20 protein-coding genes are annotated in these 23,657 nt (G+C 50.2%); all 20 read right to left on the bottom strand.

Annotated elements, in window-relative coordinates; translation table 11 throughout:
* Positions 1-245: 245 nt before the first annotated feature.
* The 20 genes from galF to HV261_RS17240 all read right to left on the bottom strand — a co-directional run bounded on the left by galF (position 246) and on the right by HV261_RS17240 (position 23,409).
* Positions 246-1,139 (bottom strand): UTP--glucose-1-phosphate uridylyltransferase GalF, encoded by an 894-nt coding sequence (gene galF, locus HV261_RS17145; protein ID WP_048212027.1) that lies wholly within the window; start codon positions 1,137-1,139, stop codon positions 246-248.
* 165 nt (positions 1,140-1,304) lie between these two features.
* A complete protein-coding gene (gene wcaM / locus HV261_RS17150; RefSeq protein WP_202038951.1) occupies positions 1,305-2,693 on the bottom strand; it encodes a colanic acid biosynthesis protein WcaM in 1,389 nt (462 codons plus the stop codon).
* Between the two features lie 11 nt (positions 2,694-2,704).
* Positions 2,705-3,925 carry a colanic acid biosynthesis glycosyltransferase WcaL gene (gene wcaL / locus HV261_RS17155; RefSeq protein WP_202038952.1) on the bottom strand — a complete coding sequence of 407 codons (1,221 nt, stop codon included), beginning with the start codon at positions 3,923-3,925 and terminating at the stop codon, positions 2,705-2,707.
* A complete protein-coding gene (wcaK, locus tag HV261_RS17160; protein ID WP_202039716.1) occupies positions 3,922-5,202 on the bottom strand; it encodes a colanic acid biosynthesis pyruvyl transferase WcaK in 1,281 nt (426 codons plus the stop codon). The genes wcaL and wcaK overlap by 4 nt, the downstream gene beginning before the upstream one ends.
* A 63-nt stretch (positions 5,203-5,265) precedes the next feature.
* The gene (gene wzxC / locus HV261_RS17165) at positions 5,266-6,744 is read right to left on the bottom strand and encodes a colanic acid undecaprenyl disphosphate flippase WzxC (protein ID WP_137382260.1); all 1,479 of its coding nucleotides are present in this window, start codon (positions 6,742-6,744) and stop codon (positions 5,266-5,268) included.
* A gap of 1 nt (position 6,745) precedes the next feature.
* The gene (wcaJ, locus tag HV261_RS17170; protein WP_137382259.1) at positions 6,746-8,140 is read right to left on the bottom strand and encodes an undecaprenyl-phosphate glucose phosphotransferase; all 1,395 of its coding nucleotides are present in this window, start codon (positions 8,138-8,140) and stop codon (positions 6,746-6,748) included.
* 53 nt (positions 8,141-8,193) lie between these two features.
* Positions 8,194-9,564 (bottom strand): colanic acid biosynthesis phosphomannomutase CpsG, encoded by a 1,371-nt coding sequence (gene cpsG / locus HV261_RS17175; protein WP_048212033.1) that lies wholly within the window; start codon positions 9,562-9,564, stop codon positions 8,194-8,196.
* A 110-nt stretch (positions 9,565-9,674) separates the two neighbouring features.
* Positions 9,675-11,111 carry a mannose-1-phosphate guanyltransferase gene (cpsB, locus tag HV261_RS17180; RefSeq protein WP_202038953.1) on the bottom strand — a complete coding sequence of 479 codons (1,437 nt, stop codon included), beginning with the start codon at positions 11,109-11,111 and terminating at the stop codon, positions 9,675-9,677.
* A gap of 3 nt (positions 11,112-11,114) precedes the next feature.
* The gene (gene wcaI / locus HV261_RS17185; protein WP_202038954.1) at positions 11,115-12,338 is read right to left on the bottom strand and encodes a colanic acid biosynthesis fucosyltransferase WcaI; all 1,224 of its coding nucleotides are present in this window, start codon (positions 12,336-12,338) and stop codon (positions 11,115-11,117) included.
* Positions 12,335-12,814, bottom strand: coding sequence for a GDP-mannose mannosyl hydrolase (locus HV261_RS17190; RefSeq protein WP_202038955.1), 480 nt, complete (start codon positions 12,812-12,814; stop codon positions 12,335-12,337). Before HV261_RS17190 ends, wcaI begins: the two co-directional genes overlap by 4 nt.
* Positions 12,815-12,816: 2 nt before the next feature.
* Positions 12,817-13,782 (bottom strand): GDP-L-fucose synthase, encoded by a 966-nt coding sequence (fcl, locus tag HV261_RS17195; RefSeq protein WP_048212037.1) that lies wholly within the window; start codon positions 13,780-13,782, stop codon positions 12,817-12,819.
* A gap of 2 nt (positions 13,783-13,784) precedes the next feature.
* The gene (gene gmd, locus HV261_RS17200; RefSeq protein ID WP_137382254.1) at positions 13,785-14,906 is read right to left on the bottom strand and encodes a GDP-mannose 4,6-dehydratase; all 1,122 of its coding nucleotides are present in this window, start codon (positions 14,904-14,906) and stop codon (positions 13,785-13,787) included.
* A gap of 24 nt (positions 14,907-14,930) precedes the next feature.
* The gene (gene wcaF, locus HV261_RS17205; RefSeq protein ID WP_202038956.1) at positions 14,931-15,485 is read right to left on the bottom strand and encodes a colanic acid biosynthesis acetyltransferase WcaF; all 555 of its coding nucleotides are present in this window, start codon (positions 15,483-15,485) and stop codon (positions 14,931-14,933) included.
* 9 nt (positions 15,486-15,494) lie between these two features.
* On the bottom strand, positions 15,495-16,241 hold the full coding sequence (wcaE, locus tag HV261_RS17210) for a colanic acid biosynthesis glycosyltransferase WcaE (RefSeq protein ID WP_202038957.1): 747 nt from the start codon (positions 16,239-16,241) through the stop codon (positions 15,495-15,497).
* Positions 16,242-16,246: 5 nt separating this feature from the next.
* Positions 16,247-17,464 (bottom strand): colanic acid polymerase WcaD, encoded by a 1,218-nt coding sequence (gene wcaD, locus HV261_RS17215; protein WP_202038958.1) that lies wholly within the window; start codon positions 17,462-17,464, stop codon positions 16,247-16,249.
* Positions 17,439-18,656 (bottom strand): colanic acid biosynthesis glycosyltransferase WcaC, encoded by a 1,218-nt coding sequence (gene wcaC / locus HV261_RS17220; RefSeq protein WP_202038959.1) that lies wholly within the window; start codon positions 18,654-18,656, stop codon positions 17,439-17,441. The genes wcaD and wcaC overlap by 26 nt, the downstream gene beginning before the upstream one ends.
* Positions 18,657-18,693: 37 nt before the next feature.
* On the bottom strand, positions 18,694-19,536 hold the full coding sequence (gene wcaA / locus HV261_RS17225; protein ID WP_202038960.1) for a colanic acid biosynthesis glycosyltransferase WcaA: 843 nt from the start codon (positions 19,534-19,536) through the stop codon (positions 18,694-18,696).
* Positions 19,537-19,655: 119 nt separating this feature from the next.
* Positions 19,656-21,818 carry a tyrosine-protein kinase Wzc gene (wzc, locus tag HV261_RS17230; protein ID WP_202038961.1) on the bottom strand — a complete coding sequence of 721 codons (2,163 nt, stop codon included), beginning with the start codon at positions 21,816-21,818 and terminating at the stop codon, positions 19,656-19,658.
* The gene (wzb, locus tag HV261_RS17235; protein WP_115602254.1) at positions 21,815-22,264 is read right to left on the bottom strand and encodes a low molecular weight protein-tyrosine-phosphatase Wzb; all 450 of its coding nucleotides are present in this window, start codon (positions 22,262-22,264) and stop codon (positions 21,815-21,817) included. Before wzb ends, wzc begins: the two co-directional genes overlap by 4 nt.
* A gap of 5 nt (positions 22,265-22,269) precedes the next feature.
* Positions 22,270-23,409, bottom strand: coding sequence for a polysaccharide export protein (locus HV261_RS17240; protein WP_040231878.1), 1,140 nt, complete (start codon positions 23,407-23,409; stop codon positions 22,270-22,272).
* Positions 23,410-23,657: the final 248 nt, after the last annotated feature.

Here is a 23,657-nt window from a genome sequence, read left to right on the forward strand (position 1 = left end):
CCCTAGGCTCAACAGCTACCAATGCACTGCACACTTAAATTTTGGAGATCCTGAACAGCAGGATCTCCTCAATATTGTCGTATTAATTGTAGAAAGAAACAAGGAAAAAAGATGCGGTTAAACACCAATCGATACTTGTTGTTACTCATAAAAAAGCCAAGAGAAGCATCAACCAGCTAAGATATCACCCAGAATCTTCCATGCTTTTTAAAACAACTAAACCTAATTAATATCGACCAAGACAGCTAAACACCAAGCAATTTCTCGATGCTCTTACGGAACTTCGGTCCCTCTTTCAGGTTACGCAGCCCGTACTTCACAAATGCCTGCATATAACCCATTTTTTTACCGCAGTCGTAACTGTCGCCCGTCATCAACATGGCATCAACAGACTGTTTTTTCGCCATCTCAGCAATGGCATCCGTAAGCTGGATACGTCCCCATGCGCCAGGTTGCGTGCGCTCAATTTCCGCCCAAATATCAGCAGAAAGCACATAGCGCCCTACAGCCATCAGGTCTGAATCAAGGGTTTGCGGCTGATCGGGTTTTTCAATGAATTCAACGATGCGGCTGACTTTACCTTCGTTATCTAAAGGCTCTTTGGTCTGAATAACGGAATACTCGGAAAGATCGCCTGCCATACGTTTTGCCAGCACCTGACTACGCCCGGTCTCATTAAAGCGGGCCACCATTGCAGCCAGGTTGTAGCGCAGTGGATCCGCACTCGCCGTATCCAGCACGACGTCAGGTAACACCACCACAAAAGGGTTGTCGCCGATAATTGGGCGGGCACAAAGAATAGAGTGGCCCAGACCAAGTAATTGTGCCTGACGAACGTTCATGATAGTCACACCAGGAGGGCAGATGGACTGCACTTCAGCCAGTAACTGGCGCTTAACACGCTGTTCAAGCAGCGATTCAAGTTCATAAGAGGTGTCGAAGTGGTTCTCAACCGCGTTCTTAGACGCATGTGTTACAAGAACGATTTCTTTGATACCTGCAGCTACAATCTCGTCGACAATGTATTGAATCATCGGCTTATCAACGATCGGTAGCATCTCTTTTGGGATGGCCTTTGTGGCAGGCAACATGTGCATCCCGAGGCCCGCTACCGGAATAACTGCTTTTAAATTAATCATTAAGTCATTCACCTATTCAATAATTGCTGAATTATAGCTTTTTAGCTTGTTTTAGCCAGTATGAATTACATCACTCTGTTGGGACGCATGTTACGCCGCTTGCCGGCAGAATGCAGTAATCATATTCTTAGCCGGGTAGGTTTTTAGCCAGGAATGGTCGTAAAATTACCAGCCCGGTAATCGAAAATTCACTGCCGCGACATTCACGACCTGCTGGTTTACGCTGTCAATATCAACCGAGCTTTGTCCTGCTTCATTAACGGCATGAACGTTGGCCAGCGAGAGCAAGGTACCCTGTTTGGCCATAAACTTACCGCGGACATCTTTGCGTAGATCAAAGTGCATCTTTAGCGCTGGTCCTGTTGTGGATTGCTGCATCACCTTGATATTTCGCAAGAAAAGATGCTGAGGTTTGTTGTGCAGCTCCAGCGTCGCGCGCTTCATCTCAACGTTGGTAATGGCCACAAATGAAGTTGCATTCCCTGAGGAAATCTGAATACCACGTAATTTATAATCGAGATGTGTGTTATCCAGTTGAATATTATTTAACTTAAAGTTTTGTGGGATGGACAAATATCGTCCTTTGATCACACCGTAACCAATCAACATCCCTGCGCTATTTTTCATATTGATATTATCAATGACGAAATTATCACATCCATAAATAGCGACTGTAGCATTATCGATACCCGCTTTCTTGCTGAAATCCGGGGTGATATTTTGCGCGGTAATATTACGAATGATAAAATGTTTGCCGTTCTCGACATGGACTAACTGCCGACAATCCGAGCCCGTTATATTTGCTACCACAAATCTTTTCACCGCCAGTTCGTCTGGATAGGTGTTGTCGTACGTACTACCTGCCAGCCCAATACCGATACCCCAGTTAACATTGCCGTTCGTACAATTAATACGCTCTATAACATGGTCTGAAATCACGATGTCACTGTCGTTTATCGCGACGTTCCACTCGATGGCGTCACCTTGTAAATCACTAAAACGGCTGTTGGTTATCTGTACCCCATCCATCTGGTTATGAAACCCCTGACGCAGGATCCCATAATTCGCATGAGTGACGGTAATGTCATCAATGGTGAGGTTACGCATCGCTCGCGGCGTTTTCCCCCCGATATAAATTTGCGCCACGGGGGCGAAACCGCTCATAGCTATGCCTTTTATCACACAGTCGGAGCCCCGAACATCAAGGGTAATATTTCGCAAGCGCCCCCCCTGCCCCCCTGTCACGCTACAGCCATCCTGCAGAATAAATCGCCCACGACTGCTGCTACTGACCCCGCCTTGCAGATGCAACGTTTTACCTGGCGGGATCACGATTGCGGTATTGATATTCTTGCACTCCAGACCAGCAGGCACGACGACGGTTTGCGCATCTCTAAATGCCTGCCGGAAGGAAGCCACCCAATCCTCGGGACTGTATTCCTGAATGTTGACGCTACCCGGTGATTTAAGCGCCCGGGCAACGGGAGAATGGAGAACGACAAGCGCAGAACCTGCCGTCAGAAAAGTACGTCGGGAGAGTTTTTTCTCTGGCATACAACCTCGATTTACATCGTTTGCAGCAGGCTGGCTAGCTGTTTGTTTATCACCAACTGGTTAAATTCAGCGGCTATTTTTTCGCGGGCGCACGCCACCACCGGCTTCACTTGCTCACAGTCGAGCATACTGACCGTCGCTAATCGCTCCGCGAGGGCCTGAGCATCATTTTCTGGTGCCAGCCAGCCTGACTTTCCAGAGTCCACCAGCTCAGGGATCCCACTGTGCACGGTAGAAACGACCGGTATCCCTACGGCCATGGCTTCCATCAACGCCACTGGGATCCCTTCCATGTCACCATCAATTCCCGTGACAGAAGGCAACAGGAAGACATCCGCCTGCTCAAGCATCGCCTTAACCTGATGGCTGGGTTTAAATCCTGACATTTCAATCACGTCATCCAGTTGATATTGCTCGATAAGCGTACGTAACCGACGCTCCCAAGGGCCAATTCCCAGAATGCGATAACGAAATGAGATACCTCGCGCCTTCAACTGGCGGCACGCTTCAATAGCGACATGCAGCCCTTTTTTCTCGGTTAACCGCGCAACGGAGAGAATTTCCAGCGGCGTGCCCGGCGCTTTCACCTCACGAGGTGTAAAACGCGTCATATCAATCCCCATACGCGATACCGCTATTTTATGCGGTGGGCATCCCATATTCCGCAAACGTCCGGCCCAGAGATTGCTGATGGGCAACATCAAATCACCGCGCTGAAACAGCTTCTGATATTCGGGGGTATAGCGGGCAAGGATGTCACGATGTGAAACATCAATACCATGGAAGACAGTGGCTATTTTGCCGCGGATCACGTCGAGTTCACGTAGTTTGGCCGCCGTTACCCCTGCGGGTCCAAAGTGCGCAATAAAGACATCGGCCTGGAATGCTCGCGGGGTAAGCGCACAGATGGACGCTAAAATCAGATTACGCGCCTCATCGCCATAGCGTGGGACATTGAGCGCTTTCCAGGTCGCTGTCCGGGTAATGCCCTGTAACATCGTCGTGGTGCGATATTTCAGCTTTGCCAACCTGCCAGCCGGTTCTTTCAATAACCATCGTGTTTTTTCGCCCAGACGGTAGTCCACATAGGAAGTATGGGTGTTATCAAGATCGCCCTGATATAACGCGATAATTTCAACATCATGTCCCATGTCGATAAACGCGGTGATCTGATTCAGTACAAAGGTTTCAGAGGACAGCGGAAATTTAAGCAGGAAAAAGCTGACTTTCATTTCCCCTCCTGAATACGCGTTAATACCGATTGCACCATACGCCTACCGTGTTCACGTTCACGCTTAACGGCCTCCGCCACTCTGACGTTAAGTTCAACCAACTGTCCCAGGGTATCGGCAACCTTGCCTTCAAGGCTACCGTCCAGCAGATGGCGGATATCAACCGCCATTTCCGCTAACCCCAGTTGCTGCATAATCCCCGCCGATTTGTGCTCATAATTAATGGCTATCGCCGGCGTCATAAAGTTCATCGAGATGATGGCAGAGTGCAGGCGTGTGCCCACCGTCAGGTCACATGCGCCCAATATTTTTCCCATTTCGAGATCGTTTAGTTCATCCATGACCACGTGATAACGGGCCGGATCGTTAACGTACTGACGCAGGTTCAGTGCAACCATGCGATCATCTTTGTTGTAACTATCAATACCGGTACAGGTTGAGAGCGCTATCACCTGGTAACCTTCATCAAGGATCCGATTAACCACGCCGGCAAAGGCTCGCTCATAGAGCTGTTGTGTGGTTCCAAGACGCTTATCAAACGGCGCCAGTTCACGTAGTGTAATGGCGACAGTCTTCTGCTTTGCTGCCGTTTGTAGCCAGTGCTGTACGGCATAACCCGGTTCAAAGTCATCGTGATGGTTGTCGACCAGCCAGGCGGTATCCACACCCGACTCGACGTTCTCTGTCGTTATTTCACTGCGTTTCATCAGTTCCAGACTGACCGACTCTCGTAAAATTAACGCATTGCAGTGCCCAAAAGCGTAGTTCGCCAGCTGATTGAACTGTTCATCCTGAAATGGCCCTACGCTGTGACCAATCATGTACAGCGGTTTTTTAGCCATAAACGAACACAAGGCATGTTCAAACTGCGGCACGCCATACAGATCGACAAAAAACGATCCGCCGACCTGGATAATGGCGTCATAACGCGACAACAGGCGGACAAAGTCAGTAAATCCCTGAGCAATAGCGATATTGCGCAGATTTCCGGAATCGGTGACGCGCGAGAGCAGCACCTGATGCTGATAGCGACGACGCAGCACTTTCTTTACACGGCCCATGACGCCTGCAGCACTGTTATGCTGCTTCATTTGTGAATACAGTGGATCGCCCATCACCGGTCGGTTTAGTAACCAGGAGGAACTCACCGGGTAGCGGCTCATCACATCCACTTCCGTCTCTGGCTGGATCGTATTAATGGCATCCAGCAAACCGCGCAAAATGGCGCTGTCCCCGCGATTCCCGCAGGTGTGGTTGCCCAGAATCAGTAACTTCATCATGACCTCTTAAAATCAGTGCGGATGACGGTTTCGCCGTCCCCGGACGACAACACATGCAATTCACCCTGCACGGAGCAAGGCTTTCATTTTTTCACCACGGCAGAACTGGCGTTTGATTTCCACCACCAGCGGATCACGTGACAGCACAATCATCACGACAAACGCCAGCGCGCCAGCGGCTATCTGCAGGCTCAGCAACACACTTAACGGCAACTTGTTTTGCAATGTCATTCCCAGCGCGTAGCTCACCACCAGCGTGGGTAGGGAGAGCCAGAACGGTAGCCACAGGCTGAGCATGTACTGCCGATAGCTCGGTCCCAGTACCGGTTTGATCATCACGAAATAGCTCAGGATGGTGTTTATGATCTGTACCAGTAAAAAACCCAGCGTGACGCCAATCACACCCGCCATATTTCCGCCAACCAGGATGGCGGGGATAAACAAAAAGGTTTTGAAAATGTTGAATTTGAAACTGATATCAACCCGTGCTTTGGCCATCAGCAGAGAGCCTATCGGATTTCCGACTGAGCGCAGCAGACCTACAACACACAGCAGTTGCAGCACCGGAACAATACTGTTCCACTTTTCACCAAACACCAGCGGTACGACGTTATTCGATACCACCATTAATCCCAGTAGGGCCGGGAAATTGATAATGCCAACAACGGATAGCAGCTTGTAAAAATTGACCCGTAGTTTTTCGGTATCGTCCTGAATTTTGGCAAACGCAGGAAACAGTACTCGGGTAATTATCGGATTCAGTTTGATGGGCGGTACAACTGCCACGTTCCAGGCAAGATTGAAGCCTCCCGCCACGCCAGCCCCCAGGGTTCTGGCCAGCACCAGCGTTGAAAGGTTGGTGTTCACGTAATTGATAATGCTGTCCGCCGTCAGCCACGCCCCAAAGCGCAGATTTTGCGACACGGATGAAAGTGAAAAACACAGCCCTGGTCGATATATTTTGCGGCCAAAATAGCCAAACAACAGCGTGCGTAGCGTACTGTTCACCAGATACCCAACAATGGCCGTCATGGCGATCGGCCAAAAATGCGCGCTAACCACGGTAAAAGTAAAACCGGCCAGTACTGAACTGGTTTCAATCATGCCAATTTTGTTGAACGCCAGTTCTTTTTGCATCAGCGCACGGAACTGCTGCCCATGCGGGATCACCACAAACGCCAGCGCTAAGGCTTTAATCAGTGGTGCCAGCCCAGGGTTATTAAGCACATCGGCAATGGTTTCGCTGAGCGAAAACATAGCAATACAGACGACTATCCCCAGCCCAACGTTTAACCAATACAAGGTGGTTAGTTCAAGATAACCTATCTCTTTGCGCTGAATAATCGAGTTGGCGATTCCAAAATCAGACAGCGTGTCGGCCAGCGCGATAATCACCAGCGACACCGTTAATAACCCGAACTGATGATTATCAATAATCCGCGCCAGAACCGTCATCTGAATGAGCCCCAGACCGATGATGATTACCGTAGCAATGGCGGACCATTTGGCGCCGTTGAGGGTTTTTTCTCGTAAACTCATCTTAATATGCCGCTTTATTGACGAAGCCTTTAAACACCGTCAGAAAAACGATTTTGATATCGAACCACACGCTCCATTCGCGAATGTATTCGAGGTCAAACTCTACCCGTTTTTCCATTTTTTCCAGCGTATCGGTTTCACCACGCCAGCCGTTGATTTGCGCCCAGCCGGTAATGCCTGGCTTCACCTTATGGCGCAACATGTACCCTTCTATCAGCTGACGATACTGTTCGTTATGCGCCACCGCATGTGGGCGCGGCCCGACAATAGACATCCCTCCTGTCAGCACATTGATAAACTGTGGTAATTCATCCAGAGACGTCCGCCGCAGGAAATTACCCACGCGGGTCACACGCGGATCGTTCTGGGTGGCCTGGGTAACTACCGCATCGTTTTCCATCACCTTCATGGAACGAAACTTCCAGACTTTGATCGGTTTCCCGTCCATCCCATAGCGGGTCTGACGAAAAATTACCGGCCCCTTTGAGGTCAGCTTCACCATCAGCGCAATGGCGCATAGCACAGGAGAAATAAGCAGCAGGATTAACGATGCCAGGACGATATCCTCCGCGCGCTTCAGCAGACGATTAATGCCTGAAAGCGGTGTGTCATACAGCGGTACCACCGGAACGCCGTTCATCTCTTCAATCCGCGAGTGCAGAATATTGAAGGTAAAGACATCAGGGATCAGGAGCACCGAACAGGTGGTATCAGCCAGTTCGCGTACCAGTTTTTTTACGCGCGCCCCATCGCTCATCGACATAGCGATATAGACGTTATGAATACGCGAAGCTTTGGCATCATCCACCAGCTGCTGCAGATTTCCCGCCCAATCCCGGGCGTTTTTCCCCGGTATGGGGTCGTGATAAACACCCGCGACCTCAAATCCTAACCACGGCTCATGGCGAAAGCTGTCCAGCAGCATCTGTCCAGCAGGAAGGTTCCCTGCTACCGCTACCCGTCGCGTGTTATAACCACGATTTCGCAACCATCCCGCCCCGTAGCGAATAAACGCACGACACAGCACCAGACCAATACTTGACAGCAGATACCATGCCAGCCAGAGCGCAAACCGATTATCAAAATCGTTATTAAAGGCAATCAGACCCGCGCAAAAAATCAGACTCAGCGTCCAGTTTTGCAGCAGCAGCACCAACTCAGTTGAAATTTTCACCCCGCGCCAGGAGCGGTAAAAATCCGTTATCCCGCCCAGCATTTGAAAAACGACCAGCGTGATTAACGCTACCAGCAGGTGCATATACAGGAAAGGCAAACCGCTCAGTTCGCAGACTATCCATAATCCACCAAACATGATGGTGATATCTGAAAAGCGTTGCACCATCGATATTAACGACGCATTGGTTTTGGCTCGTTCGCGCTTTTTTAGATGTGTCATCGTGGTTCCTGTTAGTCACCACTTGCCCTTATCGGGCAAGGGAAATACCAGCATTACTGATTTAGCAATGCCAGGAGAGTGCGCGTTCGCGCTTCCATCAGCGGAATGTCTCCGCGCGATTCCACGTTCAGGCGCACTACCGGTTCGGTATTGGAGGAACGTAAATTAAAGCGCCAGTCTACAAACGACATGCTGATACCGTCCGTTCTGTCCACCGCCAGCGCCTCACGCGAAAAGTGCTGTTCTACCCGTGCAATAGCCGCCGCAGGTTCTGCCAACATGCTGTTAATTTCCCCACTCGCCGGGTACGCCGCCATTCTGTCCCGCACCAGTTCGCCCAAAGATAGCCCTTTCAGACAAACCAGTTCCGCAACCAGCAACCACGGGATCATCCCGCTGTCGCAGTATGCAAAATCACGAAAATAGTGATGGGCACTCATTTCGCCACCGTAGATTGCATCTTCAAGACGCATGCGCTCTTTGATAAATGCATGTCCTGTTTTAGACATCACTGGCGTACCGCCCGCAGCAACCACTCTGTCCACCGTGTTCCAGGACAAACGTGGATCGTGAATGATTTTCGCTCCTGGATGTTTCTCCAGAAACGCTTCTGCCAACAGACCAACGATGTAGTACCCCTCAATAAACCGCCCCTTTTCATCAAACAGGAAGCAGCGGTCAAAATCTCCATCGAAAGCAATCCCCATATCAGCACCGTGCTCAAGTACCGCATTACATGTATCCGCGCGGCACTCCGGCAGAAGAGGATTAGGGATACCATTAGGAAAATTGCCATCCGGGGTGTTGTGAATTTTGATAAACTCGACCGGCACCCCCATCAACCTGAAGCGTGCTTCGATGGCATCCACTACCGGGCCTGCTGCACCATTACCGGAATTCAACACCAACTTCATTGGCTTAAGATTGCTGGTGTTGATGTACCCCAACAGGTGGTTGATATAGGCATCACGCAGATTGAGAAGGGTAAAACTGCCACGATTTGCCTGATTGACGGGCGGGAATTCATTCGCTTCTGCCAGGCGTTGCACGTCACGTAGGCCGCTATCACCACTGATCGGCCGCGCACCTTCACGTACCAATTTCATGCCGTTGTAATCCATTGGATTATGGCTGGCGGTCACTTCAATACCGCCGTCAACACCAAGATGAAATGTGGCAAAATAAATCTCTTCGGTGCCTGACATACCAATATCCAGCACATCCACACCTGCATCCTGCAATCCTTTTGCCAGCGCCAGCTTGAGCGACTCACTGCTCAGACGCACATCACCGCCCAGTACTACCGTTTTCGGTTTCAGCAATTCACCGAAGGCACGACCAATTCGCCATGCAATATTCTCATTCAGTTCTTCACCCAACCTGCCGCGAATATCGTAGGCTTTGAAACAGGTTAATTCCGTCATGATTTACCCTTCTTCAGGCAACAGTTAGCCCTGACCCTATAAATGGCCAAAAATAGTGTTGTCGTAATTTGCCGGATGACGCAGCGCTTACCCGGCGGATTTAATAACCGTTAGACCCGCCCGTAGCGATCTTCAAAACGCACCACATCATCTTCTTCAAGATAAGAACCAGAGCGTACTTCAATCAGATCGAGCGGAATTTTCCCGGGATTCTCCAGGCAATGGGTTGCTCCCAACGGAATATAGACTGACTCATTTTCCGCGATCATTTTGATATCATCATTGATTGTGACTTTCGCAGTTCCTGCCACTACAACCCAGTGTTCGGCGCGGTGCAAGTGCATCTGCATCGATAATCCCTCACCAGGCTTAACGGTAATACGCTTAACCTGATAACGATCGCCTGCGTCAATAGAGTCGTATTTGCCCCACGGACGATAGACTTCACGGTGGTTATGATGCTCATGCCGGCCATCAGCCTTAATTCTCTCCACCACTTTCTTCACATCCTGTACCGCGTTGCGATCGGCAATCAGCACTGCATCTTTGGTCTGCACCACTACCAGGTCCTTCACGCCAACGGTAGTCACCAGGCCAGATTCCGCATATACATAGCTGTTTTCTGTTTCGTGGCTAATCACGTCACCGTGATGCACATTGCCTTCAGCAGTATGCGCACTGATTTCCCACAGTGATGACCACGAACCTACATCGTTCCAGCCAGCATTCATCGGCATAACTACCGCGTCTGCAGTACGCTCCATAACCGCATAGTCCACAGACTCTTCCGGACAGGCGAGAAAGGCCTCTTCACCTACACGAATAAAATCGAGATCGGGATCAACCAAGCTCATAGCTTTCTTGCAAGCTTCTAGAATATCGGGCCGGAATTTATTCAGCTCTTCCAGGTAGCGGCTAGCGCGGAACAGAAACATACCGCTGTTCCAGTAATAGTCACCGCTTGCGACATAAGCCTGAGCGGTTTCCAGGTTCGGTTTTTCAACAAACTGCGCAACATCAAAAGCAACCGCATCGGTATTGGCGGGGGAAATATCTCCACGTCGAATATAACCATAGCCAGTTTCAGCCTGATCCGGCACGATACCAAATGTGACCAGCTTTCCCGACTCGGCATAGGGCATAGCATTGAGAACCGCCTTGCGGAACGCCTCTTCATCAGCAATCATGTGATCCGCTGCCAGCACCAGCAGCAGCGGATCGCCCTGCGGGTTATGGCGTGTTGCCGCCAATGCAGCCAATGCAATAGCCGGAGCCGTATTGCGCCCAGCGGGTTCGAGGATAATATTATCGGTTAACTTGTGCAGTTGCCGTAGTTGTTCCGCCACAATGAAACGGTGTTGCTCATTGCAGATAACGACCGGGCTTTCACACTCCACACCCTTTAGACGGCAAATTGTCGTCTGTAACATTGTGAGGTCGCCCTTAAGGCACAGGAACTGCTTTGGATACAACACACGGGACAATGGCCATAAACGACTACCCGAGCCACCAGCCATCACAACCGGAAAGAGTTTGGACTGACTCATCTTTTATCCCCGTATATCTGCAATAAATTGACCAAGCACGTTTTCTTTATCCAGCGTGCGTTCGGCATAGTGACGAGCCACTATGTTGACTTTCGGCATCAATAACGTCTGTTCAATACCACTTACAAGTGCGTTCACCGATTCCGGCTCCACGCAAACAGCAATACCAGGAAAGGTGTCACATAGCTGGCCCAGTTCGGTATCAGGCTCAGCGGTAATCACTGCATTACCACCAACAGCCAGGATATTGGTCAGTTTGGAGGGAAGAACGGCATCTGCTGCACCACGCTTTTGTACGACTAAATGGCAGTCCCCCATCTTCAGTAGCGCAGGTAGCACCTCATAGCGTTGCAACGGGAGAAATGTCACGTTACTCAGGCTCCGCCCGCTGACCATGTTTTCCAGCCTCGCTTTACCGCCTCCCTGCCCAACGATCACAAAATGCCATGGCTGATTACTGAGCCAGGCTGCCGCATCTATCACACTATCAAGTCCCTGCTTTTCACCGATGTTGCCTGAGTACAGAATAATTTTTTTATCCTTAGGCAACCCCAGTTCATGGCGCAGCGCCCAAGCTTCAGCGTCAGTTACATCACGAAAACGAGCCACTTCCGACCAATTTGGAAAGAAAATAACTTTCTCTGCTGACACGCCTTTATCCAGAGCTTTGTGCATCATTGAGCGAGAGATCGTTGAAACAAGATCCATGCGCTGCAGACCATTGCGTTCGAAGACGCTAGCCAACTTTGCCACTGTTCCGAATTTACCTTTACCAGCCATCCCAAGGCCAAGCATGGCGTCAACTTCATAATCCTGAATGTGCAACAGCGTACGCGCGCCAGACAGCTTCGCCAGCAGGCGCATACCAGGTGTACAGAACAGTGTCGGCACAACGCCAATTATGCGATCCGGCTTCCAACGACGCTGTGCCATCAGAGGGAAAAAACTGCTCAGGGCAAAACTGCCTAAATGCAGCAGACGTTTGATCGTTGACGGTTGTTTCGGCACATATAGCGGACAGCGCCAGACGATCGCATCCCCCTCTTCACGGCGATAACGCCATGATGAATAGCAGTCATTGACTTTCCACTGGGGATAATAAGGCGGCGCGGTAATCACCCTAACGTCATGCCCCTGACGCGCCATCCATTCCACCATTTCACCGGTGTACTTGCCGATGCCTGTAAGCTCAGGAGAATAATTAATGCCATACACCAGGATCTTCATAAACCAGGCACCTCAGCCTGATGTTCCGACATAAAGTATGCCCGACTGTTTTCATGCACGTTGTCAGTCGCTAACAGCGACTGCGGCATCATCCAACGCCAGGTCTCGTGCTGCTCTCCGGGAAGTTGTAACTCTTTTTCCAACACCCTCAGACGAAAACCCAGCACGATGTAATGTGTCGAAAAATCCTGACCAGAAAAGTTATCGTCATAGAAGTGCTGCCAGACACCATAAAACTCAGCGGAGGACAGCGGTAAACGCACCCCCAACTCGGCTGTAGTTAACCGCTCAAAGGCCGTATGTAGCGACTCATCTTTTCGCACCCTACCGCCAGGTACAAACCAGTAGCCCTGTGCCGGTCGGTTAAGGCGTTTACCGAGCAAAAACTCCCCCTGAGCATTCTCCACAATCAAATCGATAGAAATCAGCGGAGTAGAACGTACAATGGAGGCAAAGTCTTCATGACGTAAAAACATCGCTACCCCCGGTACCGTTGCTGATTCACAAGGAACCACTGATACGTACTGGCAAGCCCCGCTTCCAGGGGTATCTCGTGATACCAACCAAGCTGGTGTAACCGTGTCACATCCAGTAGTTTGCGTGGTGTTCCGTCCGGTTTGCTGGCGTCAAACACTACACGTCCTTTATAACCGACAACCTGCGCGATCGTTTGTGCCAGCTCACGGATAGTGCAATCCACGCCAGTGCCCACATTGATATGTGATAGCATCGGCTGGGTATACTCCTGCCAAACTTCTCGATCTAACTCCATCACGTGGATGCTGGCTGCCGCCATATCGTCCACATGCAGAAACTCACGCATCGGCGTGCCACTGCCCCACACCACCACATCCGGCGCATTCTGCTCACAGGCTTCATGAAAGCGACGCAGTAACGCCGGGATAACATGCGAATTGCTGGGATGAAAATTGTCGTGAGGTCCGTACAAATTTGTCGGCATCACTGAACGGTAATCACGGTCATACTGACGGTTATATGACTCACAAAGCTTAATTCCGGCAATTTTGGCTATCGCATACGGTTCGTTAGTGGGTTCCAGCAACCCCTGCAGCAGTTCACTTTCAGCTATTGGCTGCCTGGCCAACTGCGGATAAATGCAGGATGAACCGAGAAACAGCAGTTTATTCACGCTATGCAAATGAGCCGCATGAATTACGTTGCTCTCAATAACCATATTTTCGTAAATAAAATCAGCAGGATAAGTATTATTAGCCACAATCCCGCCCACTTTGGCTGCCGCCATATAAACCTGGTCAATACGTTCAGTGGCAAAAAACGCCTGCACAGCACTGGCGTCCAGCAGGTTAAGTTGATTGCGAGTACGCAGCACCAGTTCCACGTTTTCTCGCTGTGCGAGTTGCCTTACGATGGCGGCCCCCACCATCCCAGAATGGCCCGCCACAAAAATTCGTTGTTTCATCATCCTCAATGCTCCAGCGCAATGGCGACATCGTAACCATGAGATTTCAGCAGTGAATGTTTCTTCGCGGCATCCAGATCGTGAGCAACCATTTCAGAAACCATCTGGCGCAGTGTGATCTCCGGTTTCCAGCCCAGTTTTTCGTGTGCCTTTGTCGGATCGCCCAATAGTGTTTCCACCTCTGCAGGACGGAAATAGCGCGGGTCGACGGCGATCATCACATCCCCCGGTTTCACCCCTGGCGCATCATGCCCAGTCACCGAAACCACAATGCCTTTTTCATTCACGCCCTCACCTTCAAAGCGCAACGTAATACCGAGTTGGGCAGCGGCCATTTTCACAAACTGACGGACGGAATACTGTACGCCAGTGGCGATCACGAAATCTTCCGGCTGTTCCTGCTGCAGCATCATCCACTGCATCCTGACGTAATCTTTGGCATGTCCCCAGTCACGCAGCGAATCCATATTGCCGAGGTACAGACAGGACTCCAGCCCCTGGGCGATGTTGGCAATTGCGCGGGTAATTTTGCGTGTGACGAAGGTTTCGCCACGACGCGGAGATTCATGGTTAAACAGAATGCCGTTACAGGCATATATGCCATAGGATTCTCGGTAATTGACGGTGATCCAGTAGGCATACAGTTTGGCGACGGCATAGGGCGATCGCGGGTAGAACGGCGTCGTTTCTTTCTGTGGGATCTCCTGAACCAGACCGTACAGTTCAGAGGTGGAGGCCTGATAGAAACGGGTTTTCTTTTCCAGCCCCAGGAAGCGAATCGCTTCCAGCAAACGCAGCGTGCCGATCCCATCAACATCCGCAGTATATTCTGGCGAATCAAACGACACCGCCACGTGGCTCATTGCGCCCAGGTTATAGACTTCATCCGGCTGAACCTCTTGCAAAATGCGGGTCAGATTAGAGGAGTCCGTCAAATCGCCATAATGCAGATGGAATTTGGGATTACCCGCATGCGGGTCCTGGTAAATATGGTCTACCCGTTCGGTATTAAATGACGAGGCCCGGCGCTTAATGCCATGAACTTCATAACCTTTTTCCAGCAGAAACTCTGCCAGGTAAGAACCATCCTGCCCGGTTACGCCAGTAATGAGAGCGACTTTTGACATGTTATTACCTCTTAAAATTTCCCTTCAGGGAGTAACGTTCTCGACGCGTTTACGAGTAACTACTGCGGGGTTACCCCGACATATGGCATTGGCCGGCAACGATTTAAAAACGCTGCTGCGTGCACCCACGACGGTGCAGTCGCCAATCGTCACGCCAGGCGCGACAAAAACATCTGTCGCCAGCCAGCATTTCTCGCCAATCACAATTGGCGAGGCGCTAATATCAAAGTGTTGACTGGCATAATCATGGCTTCCGGTGCATAAATAGCTTTTCTGCGAAATAACCGCATGAGCCCCAATCGTAATATTACCCAACGTATATAGAACCGCGTCATCCCCCACCCAGACGTAATCACCCAGTGTCAATTTCCACGGATAAGTAATTTTTACTGAGGGCCGAATAACTACGTTTTTTCCTATTTTTGCGCCAAATATCCTTAATAAAAATGCACGCCAGCGGTACATAACTTGTGGTGACCAATGAAATAATGTTGCTTGTACCGCCCACCATAATTGCACTTTAATTGCACCGCCGCCGCGAAAACCTTTCGGCAGCGCGAAGCCGTTTAAATCCTGCATAGTGTAACCTTACGTTTTACCATATAAGTGTTTTGTCTTACCGGTTGTACGCAGACGTATGTATTCAGAAAATCCAGCCCAAAAACCGGGCATGCGCAATATTTGACGCTGGACTCTTTTGGCATCCCGACACAATTCCAGATTATTCGTAGTCGATACGCCGCCCATGGAAAACTCTGACACTAAACCAGTCAGCTTTTTAAAAGCGAACCCGGACTTGTATAATTTTGCTGCCAGCGCATAATCCGATGATACTTTATATTGCAAGTCATAATTCCAGGTTTGCAGGCCCGTCAGCGGGAAAAATATTGCCTGATGACTGGCTGGCAAACTGTGGTAGATATACCAACTGGGTTTAGCCCGGCGCGTCATTTTTTTACCATTGCCAAAATCCAACAAAGCATCGCCAATCACCATCGTTTTATCACTCTGCGTTTTTAACTGGCGAATAAAATGTGCAGAATCAGCATGCAGAATATCTCCAGAGTTGAGAAAGAGTGCAAAACGCCCGTGTGCCATAGCGATACCTTTGTTCATTGCATCGTAGAGACCGTTATCAGGCTCGCTGACAAAACGTAACTGATGCTCTCCATTGAGATTCTCCAGGAACGCCGGCGTGCCGTCTGTAGACCCCCCATCAATAACAATCCACTCAAAGCTGATATCGCGCGCCTGCGCAAGATGCGCCAGTGACGCATGGGTTTTGACGATCCCGTCCAGATTGCGAAAAGCGACGGTGATAATACTCAGCAGCATGTAAATTACCTCGCGATATTCAGCGCTTTGCGCAAAATAAACGGACATACGATTAAAAATGCGTATTCCGGACTAAATACTGAACCGGTGAAAAACAACGACAACGGTGTAAAAAGATAAAGCTGCACCCGATAATTCTGATTATCACCAAACGCATTCATCATCATTTTCGTTACTTTTCCCAGGTACCACAGGGATAATATTACGGCGAACCACGAAAAATAGATAATTAACAGATACAAACCATTGTCTATCGTTTTACCTACATCTGCACCGTTAAAGATTCCGAATGATGCAACATATTCATAAAGTGAGCCAAATCTCACTACACCGTCGACATTCAGTAATGAATATCCAACCATAACCAACGGCCCGACTATGCGATAATAAGATGAAGAGCCTTCAGTGCCTAAATCACCAAGACGCGTCGCGATGTAGGGGAAGGCAAATATCACGCCCACCATAAACACACTCAGTGAGATAATCGCCAGGGGTAACTTCTTTTTTATCGCATCTTTATTCAGATACTGAAACGCCCACTCCAGCAGGTAAAACAAAATAAATGTCATTACCCCTGAAAACGATCCTGACAATATCACCCCAGTCAGAATCATAGCATCGGTCCTTGGCGTTTTGATACCAAACTGTTTGATGCTGAGCCAAATTGAGATTAACGCCAGAGCGAAAAATGCAGGTTCAAAATAGAGTGCAGTGGTACGTTTTCCACCAAATTTAATAAAGTTCAGTACATAGCTATTGCTGTAAATAAGATATTTCGAAATAGCTTCCATTATACTGCTGCCACCGCTGAGAATGATCTGTGCCATTTCCACAGCCGCCAGACCGACTACTAACCCCACCACCAGCCAGAATAAACGCAAAATCTTAGGATAGTTATGCGACGAAATGGTTTTGAAGCGAATGCTCCACACCATGCCAATAATGATCACGGTATAGATAAACAACATGGCAGACGTTACATACTTGCTGGCATCCAGCGATTGGCCAAACAGGTAGTTAAACACCGTCAGCCCCCCACCCACTCCCAACGCAATCAACAGCTTTTTAATATTGATACGGTCGACGAACAGTAGTAGCAACAGCGGTAAAAAAGTGACAACGGTGACAGGGAAACTTTCGCCCAGTTGCGCAAGCTTGACGTTAACCAGCAGATAAAGCAGCGGCAACACCAGATAGCTACAGACCCTGATAGTACGAGACATATTCCTCCAGCATCTGTTGTCCGCTGTATGCTGTCCGGCTCTGCTGGCTAAAGGTAGCCAACGTGGTGTCAAAGACTGCCTGTGCAATTTCTGATTTTTTCAGTTGTACCAGATGCAGAACATCCGCTTCACTGAATGTTTTGCCGCCTGATTTTGCCAGCACTTCCTGTGCCGCCTCACTGTGCGTGGCGATAACCGGTACACCGATAGAAAGCGCTTCGCACAAGATCAGCGGATAGTTATCAACCCGCGAACTGAACACCAGCCCATCCATCTGATTTAGCGACCCCATCAAGGTTCGTTTGTCACTTTCAAACCCATGGTTGACGACGTTTGATCCGGCAAACGGGGAAAACTTACCGAAGGTATGCAGCTCTATTTTGTCACCGAGCGCGATAAGCGCCTGGACCAGTTGCTGGCTGGTTTTGCCGTCATAGCGCAAATCGTGGGCTACCACGGCAATTTTCGGTCTGCCCAGCGGCTCATGCTGAACCGGCAAATCAGCAAGAATCGCTTCCGTCGCCACATCGATACCGTTATTGATGATGTGACAACGCCCGGCGCCGTACAGGCTGTTAAATGCTTCCGCCACATGTTGACTGGGCGAGATAAACTGGCAGCCAAGCGCCAGCATCGTGCGAAACATTTGACGTTTTTCGGGCAGTTGCTGATGTGCTTTGTCAACGTTAACCGGGGGATAGTTGCTTAACGTTGGGCATTTCTGGCAGCCCGTTTTCCAGCCTTCGCAGCCATCGGTAAAGGCGCAGCGTCCGGTAACACTCCAGTGATCGTGCAGCGTCCAGACCAGGGTGATATCGGGCTTATGTGCCTTCACCTTTTGGCAAAACGCCACCACCTCTTCGAGGTTCAGCCAGTAACTGTGCAGCACATGGAAATGCAGAACCAACGGGCCCGCGGTGCGGGTGATTGTGCGGTACATATTGTCGAGATTGCCAAACAGATCGCGGTTTGCGAGGCGAAACAGCGCAATATTCGCCGCCGACGTCAAACGCGGCGCATGTTTAATCACGTGCGGATAATTCCCGTGACTGGCGCTTTTCTTGCCTCCTTTGCCATAGCCGTATACAAACCGCGACGACCACCCTTTTTCCAGCGCGCGCAGGTGTAAATCCAGCGCGACCCCGGCCGCCCCGCCTTCGGCAAGCCGAACATTAAATTGCAGAATATTCATTGCATTACCTTTGCTCTCACATGTTGACTCAGCATACTTAACGTCCTCGCAGACCGTCAGCCAGGCGTTTGCCGTTACGGATGGAAAGCAGCGTCAGCAATGTGCGCCAGTTCATCCGCTTGTTACGAATCTGATAAAGGGTAAACAGCTGATATTTTTTACTCGCCCGGTCAAATTTACCTTTGTGCTTGCGATAGAACTGGAAATAACCGGAGAACTTATGTGGAGAGGAAGTAATGCGCATCTCGCCGTGATTCACATGCAGGATCTGCGTCGCCTCTTTTACCTTCCAGGGTTTACCGTAGGCCACCACCATGCGCAGAAAAATGTCGTAATCCTGCGCGGCTTTTAACGTCGTATCAAACAGGCATGCTTTGAAACGCCAGGCCCAGCTAAAGACCTGATTACCAATGATATTGCGTTTATAGAATCGGCGTCGTGAGTACATCGACTTTGGGTACAACGGCAGACTGGCTGGCTGTGAATAAACCTCACCTTCACAGACATAATCATCAGCATAGAGAAAAGCGTGCGTTACCAGTTGATGACGACACTGAAGGAACGTGCTCAGGCGATTCGGCGTCCACTCATCGTCATCATCAATCCCCGTAATGTACTGCCCACTGGCCTGCATGATGGCCTGATTGCGTACTGCGCACGCGCCGGAGTTAATCTCGTTATGCGTATAGCTCACGCGTGGATCGTTTAACGCCTCAACAAACTGTTGCAGTTGCTCATACTCGCAAGAGCAATCATCGACAATGATCATTTCCCAGTGGCTATAGTCCTGGCGCAGCACCGATTTAATCGCCCGGATAGCCAACTGCTGGCGGTTCCAGGTGGGCATATAAATAGAAATTAGCGGGTTGTCTGTCGTCATTTTTTTGTCCCAGATATCCCCGTCATACTTCAGGTTGCATGTACGTTGGCTTCCTGCAACTCGAATTATTTAGGGTATAAATATGTTTTTGTAGGTCGCCATCCGGCAATGTTGGTTCTTTATTTCGAATCCGAGGTGTACTCATATTCGTAATAGCCATAATCCTGATATCCGCTGGCGCGCCGGAAAATGGAGTTGAGGATCACCCCTTTCACCTGAATACCGTTTTGCCCGAAGCGATTCAGACTGGTTTCCACCTCTTTCAGCGTGTTGACCGCGTAACGCGCCACCATCAGCGTGGTGCCGACGTGGCGCCCTACGATAGCCGCATCGGTCACCGCCAGAATGGGCGGCGTATCGATCAGCACCAGGTCATAGTTCGCACTGGCCCAGGTCATCAGCTCGCCAAAGCGTTCGCTCATCAGCAGTTCTGAAGGATTAGGGGGAACCTGCCCGCGAGGGACCAGGTCAAAATGTGCAATTGAAGTCGGTTTTGCGCAGGAGGGAATGTCACCCTTGCCGCTCAGGATCTCAGACAGACCGTTGATGTTATTGGTCCCGAGCAGCTCATGGGTATAGCCTTTACGCATATCACAGTCGATCAGCAGCACGCGCTTGTCGGTCTGACTGATAACCGCAGCCAGGTTGGCACAGACAAACGTTTTGCCGATCGACGGGCTGACCCCGGTCAGCATCAGCACGTTATTACGTGATTGCATCATGGCAAAGTGCAGGCTGGTACGCAGGCTGCGCACCGCTTCTATTGCCAGGTCAGTCGGATTCCCCACCGCCAACAACTGGCTCTGCTTATAGCGCTTAACGCCTTTAATGGTCTGCACGTTATCACGGGCTTTTTGCCATTCCGACAGGGGAATGCTGGCATACACGCTGATGCCGTGCTCTTCAAGTACCTGCGGGCTTTCAATACCGCGATTGAACAGCGATCGCAGCAGCACGCCAACCACTGAAAGCATCAAGCCAAGAAGGATACTGCCGAGAATAATCAGCGCCGTTTTCGGTTTCAGGACACCGGGCTGGGCAATGGCGGGATCGACAATGCGCACATCGCCAACCGTACTGGCTTCCGTGATCTTCAGCTCCTGCTGTTTATTCAGCAATTGCATATAGACCTGCTGGCCAGACTCCACGTCACGCGTCAGGCGGACAATTTCCTGCTGCGTTTTCGGCATCGCCGTCACGCGCCCGTTCAGCTTGTTTTTTTCATCTTCCAGCGCCTGGCGTTTTTCCAGCAACGTGCGGTACGCAGGGTGCGCTTTGGTGAACAGTTTGGAGATTTCAGCTTCTTTAAAGGTCAGTTCATTTAACTGGGCATCAATATTGACCATCGAGTCCAGCACCGCTTTGGCCTCCAGCGGTAAATCGACGGAGTCTTTATCCTGACGAAATGCATTCAGCTTGTTTTCGGCAACGTCCAGACGGTTGCGCACCTCCGGTAATTGTTTTGCCAGAAACGCCAGGCTTTTAGCGGCCTCTTCAGATTTACGCTCCACATTTTGTTGCAGATAGTTGTGGGTAATACTGTCGAGGATCTGGCGGATTTGTTCACGATCTTCCCCCGTGAAGGTCAGACTCAGCACCCCGGTATCTTTACCTGTTTCCGTCACCATCAGGTTATTTTGCAGATTGTTAATCGTGCCAAGCGTGGAGAACTTGCTGACGGTAAATTCGCTATCCGGACTGGCATGAATCGCCTCAACCCGCATCATTACACCGTCATGGTTCAGTAACTGCCCAACCTGACCACGCGCGCTAAAGCCGCCGTCACTCACCAGTTGATAACTTTTGTCGTTCAGTACGCTCAACGTGAAGGCCTGTTCATTCATTGACGTTGGCAAGGTGAAAGTCTTCACATTGACCGTTTCATTCTGGCGGCCCATCAGACGGTCCCAGCCGGCACCAAAAAGAGGAAATGAATCTTTGGTGACGGAAATATCCAGATTGAGATCGTCTACCGTTTTGCCCAATACTCGTCGTGACTGAATAAGCTGAATTTCCGCTTCAGAAGCAGGTGGCTTGTTGGATAACGCCGAGCCAATATCCTGGACCAACGAGCTGCCGGTGTTTTGCTCAATTTGTACCAGCGCATCGGCACTGTAGATCGGCGTGGCAAACAGGGTGTAGACCGCCGCGCACAGCGCAAATGCGGCGGTTATGCCCAGCACCCACCAGCGTGCTTCGACTACGGTCCCCACCAGACGTCCGATATCGATTTCATCGTTGCCTGTTACCGGCGTGGCAGACTGTTTTTCTTTTTCTGTCATTGTTTTCCCTGCTCCGCATTCAGTGCCTGGGCCCATTGATGGGCAGACCGCTCAAGTAGTGCATACACCGCATCAAACGCATCACGGCTTTTACGATACGGGTCAGGTATTTCGCGTTCGCTGTCCCAATGGCCGAACAGCATCACTTTGCCGCGCATCTCCGGCACCATTTCACACAACGCCGTAATATGGCGTTTTTCCATGGTCAGGATCAGGTCATACTCCCGGCACATCCGTCCCGAAATCTGCCGTGCACAATGGTTTTCCAGCGACAAGTTATGTGCCTGCGCCACACTGATGGCGCACGGGTCGGCGCCCTTGCCTACCAGCGCGCCGAGGCCCGCGGAAGACACCGTCAACGCCGGATGGAATTGCCTTAACAAGCGCTCTGCCGTCGGAGAGCGGCAAATGTTCCCCACGCAGACAACTAAGATTTTGTTAAACATGGCGATTACCAGTTGTGAAGGTCGCTGGCCGTATCCGTCATATAACGAACACCGCTAATGGTCGGCAGCAACTGATTGATCAAACGGTTCCAGCGAGCAACCGGCGCGGTCGTCACATACACCACATCGTAAGGCTGGAGTCGGAAAGAGGTCGCCATCACCAACGATGTCGCATCGGACATATCAAGTTGGTAGATATTGGCTATCTTGCCGTTATGCCCCCCCTCGCCTTTTAATGGACGAATAACAAAGATACCGCTGGCATTGGAGGTGGTCAGGTCGATGCCCTCCGCATTACCCAGCGCTTCGGTGAGTGTCATACCGCTGAAGTCCATCTTGAGGGTGCTCTGTTTTTTCACTTCACCCATCACGAACACTTTCAGGTCGTCATTTCGCGGGACAAACAGAATATCGCCAGGATAGAGCAGACGGTTCTGGCTCAGATCGCCATTTTGCATTAGCGCTTGCAGAGAAATTCGTTGCTCCTGCCCTTTGTGGGTCAGCACAACATTGCGCCAGTCGGCCGCTTCAGTGAGGCCGCCTGCAGCATTAATAGCATCAAGGATAGTAAGAGGTACGTTGGTGATGGCCTGTTGACCGGATTTATTCACCTGCCCGGAGACATACGCCTTCTGCGAGCGGAATGCGGCGATATTAACGTCCACCTGCGGGTCTGCGATGTACTTCGCTAAGCGCCCGGTAATATCACTACGAATTTCTGCCAACGTTTTTCCCACCACGCTAACTTTGCCAATGTAGGGATAAAACATAGTACCGTCAGGTTGCACCCAGTTTCCCGTATCGCTTGAGCTACGATACTGTCCCGCAGGCGTGGTGAGTTCGGGATGATCCCAGACGGTGACATTCAGGACATCGCCGGGGCCGACCCGGTACTGATACCCGGAGATCTCCTGATCCAGCGACATATTAGGTTGAGCAACATTCGGTCGCGGACGCAATTGTTCAACCAGTCGAGGGGTAAGCGGATAAACATTCACCATCCGGTTGATATCAAAATCGGCATCCTGCTGCTTAATCACATCTTTGCCCATGGTAGACATATTGCTGCCCGGAAGCACGGTACAACCGTTGATCAATATTACCGACACCAATACTGGTATCAATTTAAGTTTGGATTTCATCATTGATTATTTATCACTTTGGCAGAGTCATTATCACGTGCGTTTTAAATAGCGATTACGCCTGTTTGCATTTACCTTGCCGTTAATTGAATAGGCATTTAACTGGCATCAGTCCTAAAAAAAATAAATTCATCTGCAGTCTCTTGACAGAATAATTTAGGTTTATCATCAGGCGACCAGGCACGCTACCGCCCCTGGCTTCATTAGCTACCAATGCACTGATTAATTTATATTTTTACCGTCCTCGCAAT

The sequence above is a fragment of the Citrobacter sp. RHBSTW-00671 genome (assembly GCF_014103415.1).
GTDB lineage: Bacteria > Pseudomonadota > Gammaproteobacteria > Enterobacterales > Enterobacteriaceae > Citrobacter.